The organism is Mesorhizobium sp. M7D.F.Ca.US.004.03.1.1 (assembly GCF_003998635.1).
Classification (GTDB): Bacteria; Pseudomonadota; Alphaproteobacteria; order Rhizobiales; family Rhizobiaceae; genus Mesorhizobium; species Mesorhizobium loti.
The window spans coordinates 1-7,108 of sequence record NZ_RZQG01000254.1 but is presented as its reverse complement, the minus strand read 5'-3'; the positions used below and the strand labels follow the sequence as shown (position 1 = coordinate 7,108).

At 62.0% G+C, this 7,108-nt stretch carries 5 protein-coding genes; 4 read left to right on the top strand and 1 reads right to left on the bottom strand.

Features of this window, described 5'->3' with window-relative positions; translation table 11 throughout:
- Positions 1–1,803 carry an NAD(P)/FAD-dependent oxidoreductase gene (locus tag EN935_RS16125; protein WP_127264695.1) on the bottom strand — a complete coding sequence of 601 codons (1,803 nt, stop codon included), beginning with the start codon at positions 1,801–1,803 and terminating at the stop codon, positions 1–3.
- Positions 1,804–2,308: 505 nt separating this feature from the next.
- Between EN935_RS16125 and EN935_RS16120 the strand changes: the two genes are divergently transcribed.
- From EN935_RS16120 to EN935_RS16105, 4 genes are all read left to right on the top strand, one after another.
- On the top strand, positions 2,309–4,090 hold the full coding sequence (locus EN935_RS16120) for an acetolactate synthase 3 large subunit (RefSeq protein WP_127264696.1): 1,782 nt from the start codon (positions 2,309–2,311) through the stop codon (positions 4,088–4,090).
- 84 nt (positions 4,091–4,174) lie between these two features.
- Complete coding sequence (ilvN, locus tag EN935_RS16115) at positions 4,175–4,747, top strand: acetolactate synthase small subunit (protein WP_023757090.1); 573 nt, start codon at positions 4,175–4,177, stop codon at positions 4,745–4,747.
- Positions 4,748–4,888: 141 nt separating this feature from the next.
- Entirely contained in the window at positions 4,889–5,485 is a 597-nt protein-coding gene (locus tag EN935_RS16110; RefSeq protein ID WP_127264697.1) for a LysE family translocator, read from the top strand.
- A gap of 251 nt (positions 5,486–5,736) precedes the next feature.
- Positions 5,737–6,996: an efflux RND transporter periplasmic adaptor subunit gene (locus EN935_RS16105; protein ID WP_127373438.1), complete on the top strand. Its 1,260-nt coding sequence runs from the start codon at positions 5,737–5,739 to the stop codon at positions 6,994–6,996.
- Positions 6,997–7,108: the final 112 nt, after the last annotated feature.

The following is a 7,108-nucleotide window of genomic DNA, read 5'->3' as shown; positions in this document are numbered from 1 at the left end:
CTATCCCTTGTGGTGGACCTGCTGCAGCCCGTAGACCGGCGTCGCGATGCCTTCGTGCCGCGCCTTCAATTGCAGCGACAGGAATTGCGAATAGTGGCGTGACTGGTGCAAATTGCCGCCGTGGAACCACAGCGCTTCCTGTTGCGTCGGCTTCCACATGTTGCGCAACTCGCCTTCCCAAGGGCCGGGATCCTTGGTGGTGTTCGAGCCGAGGCCCCAGCATTTGCCAACCTTGTCGGCGGTTTCGCGCGATATCAGATCGGCGGCCCAGCCATTCATCGAGCCGTAGCCGGTGGCGTAGACGATGAGGTCCGCAGGCAGTTCCGATCCATCGGAGAGCAGGACCGAATGCTCCTTGATCTCTTTGACGTCGACGCCGCTCTTCAGCTTGATCGAACCATCGATGACCAGTTGCGAGGCGCCGACGTCGATGTAATAGCCAGAGCCGCGCCTGAGGTACTTCATGAACAGGCCGGACTCGTCGTCGCCCCAGTCGAGCATGAAACCGGCCTTTTCCAGTCCCTTGTAGAATGCCGCGTCGCGCTTCTTCATCTCGGCATAGGCCGGAATCTGGAACTCGTGCAGGATTTTGTAGGGCAGCGAAGCAAAGATCAGGTCGGCCTTGGCCGTGGTGATGCCATTCTGCAGCGCCTGCTCCGAATAGAGCGAACCCAGGCCGATTTCCATCAACGTGTCGGATCTGGAGATGTGGGTACTCGAGCGCTGCACCATGGTGACGTCTGCACCGGCTTCCCAAAGTGCGGCTGCGATGTCGTGGGCGGAATTGTTGGAACCGATAACGACGGCCTTTTTGCCGGCATAGGCGTCGGGGCCGGGGTGCTTCGAGGAGTGATGCTGGTCGCCCTTGAAACTCTCCATGCCCTTGAACTTCGGCAGATTGGCCTTGCCGGACTGTCCGGTGGCCAGCACCAGCTGCTTCGGCTTCAGGGTGATGTCCTTGCCGTCGCGGTGGACGACGACAGTCCATTCCTTCTTCTCGTCGTCATAGGAAGCGCTCTTGGCCTCGGTCGAGGACCAGTAGTTCAGCTCCATCACCTTGGTGTACATTTCCAGCCAGTCGCCGATCTTGTCCTTGGGCGAGAAGACCGGCCAGTTCTTCGGGAAGTCGATATAGGGCAGATGGTCGTACCAGACCGGGTCATGCAGGCAGAGCGACTTGTAGCGTTTGCGCCAGCTGTCGCCAGCCCGCTCGTTCTTCTCGATGATGATGGTCGGGAGGCCAAGCTGCCGCAGCCGCGCGCCAAGCGCGATGCCGCCCTGGCCGCCGCCGATGATGACCGTATAGGGCTGTGTCTTGAAGCCGAGCTCGGCGGCTTCCTTCTCGCGTTCTTCCTTCCATGTCGGACGGTTCTTACCAGAACCATGTTTGGCGCCCATCGGCCGCGCGAAGCCCGCCGGCTCTTCGTGACCTTTCAACTCGGTCATGGTGGTCAGCAGCGTCCAGATCTTGCCGTCCTTCAGCCTGATATGACCGAAGCCGCGCGCCACCTCCGTCTCGAAGCTGATCCAGCCCTCGATCAACCCACCGCTCTCGGTCGCGTCCTCGCCCTTGGCGATGGCAAAGTGTGACGGCCTCGTTTTCGACAACTGGCTTTTCAGCATGTCGCCGACCTGGTCGCGGCCTTCCATGGTCTTGATGTTCCAGGTGAAGGTGACGAGGTCGCGCCAGTAGCAATCCTCCTGAAAGCAATCGACCGCTTTCTCGATGTCATTGGCGGCCAAGGCGGCGCCGAATTGGTCGAGCAGGTCGGACAGTTTCTTGCTAGGGGCCTTGTCGAGCATCAGGTTTCCTCCCGTGAAATCCAGATCGTCATAGTGGTTCCGCCGGACTTGCCGGCCGGAAAGCCAAGTATCGGCAGAGATGACGGCCCTCGTCACGCCCCACCATAGTTTCAAGCGGTTTCAAAGGCTTATCTTAAGAGCACGATTCCGGACCCGGTTCGGGGGCGCCCTTGCGGTGACGATGGAAGTGATGCTCCGACATCCATGATGTCGGGAAGGATGCGGCGTCCGTCGCGCGATCGTGATGGCCATTTGCCGAGCCATGAAGTGTCTTCATCGCCGGCGCGATTTTTCCCGTTGACAGGCCGCCTTTCCCGCCCTTAGTGTCCGCCACCATGAAAACGGCACTCATTCTCGTAGGAAAGCGCGTGGGCAAGGCGGTGTAACCGCCGGGCGAAAACCCCCCATGCGCAAGACACAGGCTCCCTCGGGGGCCTTTTTTATTGCCCGAAACACGACTAAACGACCAGCAACGCCCAAATGGCGACAGTACGGGACCAGACCGATGAGCAACGGACAGAACGAGCGGCGCGAAATGACGGGCGCCGAAATGGTGGTGCAGGCGCTGAAGGACAATGGCGTCAAACATGTCTTCGGCTATCCGGGCGGCGCTGTCCTTCCGATCTATGACGAGATCTTCCAGCAGGACGAGGTCGAGCACATCCTGGTGCGCCACGAGCAGGGCGCGGGCCATGCGGCGGAAGGCTATGCGCGCTCGACCGGCAAGGCCGGCGTGATGCTGGTGACCTCCGGCCCCGGCGCCACCAATGCGGTGACGCCGCTGCAGGACGCGCTGATGGATTCGATTCCGCTGGTCTGCCTGACCGGGCAGGTGCCGACCTCGCTGATCGGCTCGGACGCGTTTCAGGAATGCGATACGGTCGGTATCACGCGCCCCTGCACCAAGCACAACTGGCTGGTGAAGGACGTCAACGAACTCGCCGCGACCATCCACGAGGCTTTCCATGTCGCGACCACCGGCCGCCCCGGCCCGGTCGTCGTCGACATCCCGAAGGACGTGCAGTTCGCCAAGGGATTCTACGTCCCGCCGCAGATCGCGCCGCGCACCAGCTACCAGCCCAAGGTCCAGGGTGACCTGGACAAGATCAAGGCGGCGGTCGAGCTGATGGCGGGCGCCCGGAAGCCGATCATCTATAGCGGCGGCGGTGTCATCAATTCCGGCCCGGAAGCGAGCCATCTGCTGCGCGAACTGGTCGATCTCACCGGTTTCCCGATCACCTCGACGCTGATGGGCCTCGGTGCCTATCCGGCATCGGGCAAGAACTGGATGGGCATGCTCGGCATGCACGGCACCTATGAAGCCAACATGGCCATGCATGACTGCGACGTGATGATCTGCATCGGCGCGCGTTTCGACGACCGTATCACCGGGCGGCTGACCGCCTTCTCGCCGAACTCGAAGAAGATCCACATCGACATCGATCCGTCGTCGATCAACAAGAATGTCCACACCGAGGTGCCGATCATCGGCGATGTCGGCCGGGTGCTGGAGGATATGGTGCGGCTGTGGCGGGCGAGCGCCAAGGCCGACAAGAAGGCGCTCTATCCCTGGTGGGAGCAGATCGCCAAATGGCGCGCGCGCGACTCGCTCGCCTACAAGATGAACAACGACGTGATCATGCCGCAATACGCCATCGAGCGGCTCTACGCGCTGACCAAGGATATGGACACCTACATCACCACCGAGGTCGGCCAGCACCAGATGTGGGCGGCGCAGCACTATCATTTCGAGAAGCCGAACCGCTGGATGACGTCGGGCGGGCTGGGCACGATGGGCTATGGCCTGCCGGCGGCGCTCGGCGTGCAGATCGCGCATCCCGACGCGCTGGTCATCGACATTGCCGGCGACGCTTCAGTGCAGATGACGATGCAGGAGATGAGCGCTGCCGTTCAGCACAATGCGCCGATCAAGATCTTCATCTTGAACAACCAGTATATGGGCATGGTGCGGCAGTGGCAGCAGCTGCTGCACGGCAACCGGCTCTCGCATTCCTACACTGAAGCGATGCCGGACTTCGTCAAGCTGGCCGAGGCCTATGGCGGCCACGGCATTCGCTGCGAGAAGCCGGACGAACTGGACGACGCGATCAAGGAGATGATCTCGGTGAGGAAGCCGGTGCTGTTCGATTGCCGCGTGGCGACGCTCGCCAATTGCTTCCCGATGATCCCGTCGGGCAAGGCGCACAACGAGATGCTGTTGCCCGACGAGGCGACCGACGAGGCGGTGGCCAACGCCATCGACGCCAAGGGCAGGGAACTGGTGTAGCCAGCCGAGCCGAAGCAGGGCTGTCGCGAGAAGCCGTGCGCAAACAGAGAATTAGCTCAAGAGCTTGAAATCGAGATTCATGTCATGAACGCACAGCTACAGCCGACCGGTTCCGCCTATTTCATCGCCAAGGAAACGGAAAAGCCGGAAAACCACACGCTTTCCGTGCTGGTCGACAACGAGCCGGGCGTGCTTGCCCGGGTCATCGGCCTGTTTTCCGGGCGCGGCTACAACATCGAGAGCCTGACCGTCTCCGAGACCGAACATGAAAAGCACCTGTCGCGCATCACCATCGTGACGCGCGGCACGCCGCATGTGCTGGAGCAGATCAAGCATCAGCTCGAGCGCATCGTGCCGGTGCACCGCGTCGTCGACCTGACCGTGCGTTCGCATGAATCCGGCCAGGAGCGGCCGCTGGAGCGCGAACTGGCACTCGTCAAGGTTGCCGGCACCGGCGAGGCCCGCGTCGAGGCCCTGCGGCTGGCCGATGCGTTCCGCGCCAGCGTCATCGATGCCAACACCGAGCATTTCATCTTCGAGATCACCGGCAAGGGCTCCAAGATCGACCAGTTCATCGCCATCATGAAGCCGCTCGGCCTGGTCGAAATCTGCCGCACCGGCGTGGCGGCGTTGAACCGCGGCCCGCAGGCGATGTAGGGCTTCGGCGGTTAGCGCCCCGAACCGGGGGCTGACGCCTTCGAAAAAGGGGGAGGCTCCTGGCCTCGCTGTGGGCCCGCCTGTGGCCTTTGCGCGGTCGCCGGGAAGAGACAATAATGCTGACTTATCAGGGAGGATATCATGTCGCTTGATGCATTCCTTGCCCTGCTTGTCTACGCCTTCGTGACGTCGATCACGCCCGGGCCGAACAATCTCATGCTTCTGGCATCGGGCGTGAATTTCGGTATCGTCAGATCGGTTCCGCACATGCTGGGCATCAGCATCAGTTTCCTGGTGCTGCTGGTCGCCGTGGGCCTCGGACTCGGCGCTGTGCTGACGGCGTTCCCGGCGCTGCACACCGGATTGAAGATCGCCGGCGGCGCCTATCTGCTCTATCTTGCCTGGAAGATCGCCATGTCGCGCTCGCTTAGCGGCAAGGGCGAGGTGAAGGCGCAGCCGATGCGCTTCATCGATGCGGCGGCGTTCCAGTGGGTCAATCCCAAGGCATGGGTGATGGCGATCACCGCCATGGCCGTCTACACCAATCCGGAGCATCCATTCCTGTCGGTGGTGTTGATCGCCGTGGCCTTCACCATCGTCAATTTGCCGAGCGTCTCGGTGTGGGCGGGTTTCGGCACCGCACTGCGCGGTTTCCTGTCGGACCCGGTGCGGCTGAAATGGTTCAACATCGCCATGGGCGTACTGCTGGCGGCGACGCTTTGGCCGATGCTGAGGTAGGCCGTGGGGCGCACCGTCTGATCGTCGAAAGACAGGATCCGAAGTCTAGGCGTACTGTCCGGATCGGGAGCCAGGCCGCATTGCACAACCATTGTGCAGTGCACATTAAATCTTCGTAATGCCGTCTTTTGGCCCTTTTCCGACAAAGGTGTGTCCTATCTATTCTAGCGCAAATCGCGGCAACGGGCCGTGATTTGCGCTAGAATAGAACCATCGGACCACGACGTGTCGGGTGGAGAGAGCCTTTGACCATGCGTGGAAAAGTCGTTCTTTCGTTGCTTGCCGTCGCTTGTCTGGGCGCGGCGGGGTGGCTTTATCTTTCGCCTGATGCGCTGGGCAAGGTTCAACAGCTGTTCGGCGCAAAGCAGGTGGCCGCGTCGGACAAACCGGCTGCTGGTTCGGACAAGAAAGCCGCCAGCGTGGCGCGCTCGGCCTCCATTCTTTCGGCCGTCGCCTCTACAGCCGATTTCCCGATCCGGCGTTACGCCATCGGCTTCGTCTCCTCTCCCGCCGTCGTCAATATCAATGCGCGTGTGTCCAGCCAGATCGTATCGATCGACGTCAAGGACGGGCAGATGGTGAAGACCGGCGACGTTCTGTTTTCGCTCGATGACCGTGCGCTGAAGGCGCAGCTTGCCAAGGACCAGGCGACGCTCGCCAAGGACCAGGCGATGCTCGCCAGCTCGCAGTCCGATCTCCAGCGCGCCAAGGATCTGGTCGCCAAGCAGGCTGGCACACAACAGACCTACGACCAGGCCGTCGCTGCGGCGAAGGCTGCCGCGGCGACTGTCGATGCCGACAAGGCGACAATCGACGCCGACAATGTCCAGCTTGGCTTTGCCACCATCACGGCGCCGATTTCCGGCAGGCTGGGCGCTGTCAGCGTCGCCGTTGGTGACCTCGTCACCGTCAGCAACGGCAACAGCAGCACGGCGACGCCGCTTGTCACCATCACCCAGATGGATCCGCTGCAGGTGAACTTCAATCTGCCTGAAAGCAACCTGGCGCTGTTGCACAAGGCGCTTGCCAATCCGCAGCAAGGGGCGGTCACCCTTACCAAGGACGGTGATCCAACGCCGATCGGCAAGGGCACGCTCGATTTCGTCGATTCCAGCGTCGACACCGCGTCGGGCACGATTGCCACGCGGGCGAGTGTGCCGAACACCGATCTTTCGCTGTGGCCGGGCCAGTATGTGAATGTCGTGCTCGACGCCGGCATCATGCCGCAGATGACATCGGTTCCGACGGTCGCGGTGCAGCCCAGCCAGAAGGGGCCGTTCGTCTATGTGGTCAAGCCGGACAACACCGTCGAGATGCGGCCGGTGCAAGTGGCGCTGACCGAAGGCGAGAACAGCGCCATCAGCCAGGGGCTGAAAAGCGGTGAGAAGGTTGTCACCGAAGGCCAGACAAGGCTGAAGGACGGCGCCGCCGTGCATGAAGGCAAGGCCACGGCGAGTGCTGCCGCGCCCAAGGTGGCCGAGGCGACCAATGCCGGCGAGGCTGCCCAATGATTTCCGAATTCTGCATTCGCAGGCCCGTCGCCACCCTTCTGATGTCGTTCGCCCTCGTGCTGGGCGGACTCTTTGCCTACAAGTTCCTGCCGGTAGCGGCACTGCCCAGCGC

Coding starts and splice junctions, on each gene's coding strand:
- EN935_RS16125 (WP_127264695.1), bottom strand. CDS start 1,803: ATGCTCGACAAGGCCCCTAGCAAGAAACTGTCCGACCTGCTCGACCAA.
- EN935_RS16120 (WP_127264696.1), top strand. CDS start 2,309: ATGAGCAACGGACAGAACGAGCGGCGCGAAATGACGGGCGCCGAAATG.
- ilvN (WP_023757090.1), top strand. CDS start 4,175: ATGAACGCACAGCTACAGCCGACCGGTTCCGCCTATTTCATCGCCAAG.
- EN935_RS16110 (WP_127264697.1), top strand. CDS start 4,889: ATGTCGCTTGATGCATTCCTTGCCCTGCTTGTCTACGCCTTCGTGACG.
- EN935_RS16105 (WP_127373438.1), top strand. CDS start 5,737: ATGCGTGGAAAAGTCGTTCTTTCGTTGCTTGCCGTCGCTTGTCTGGGC.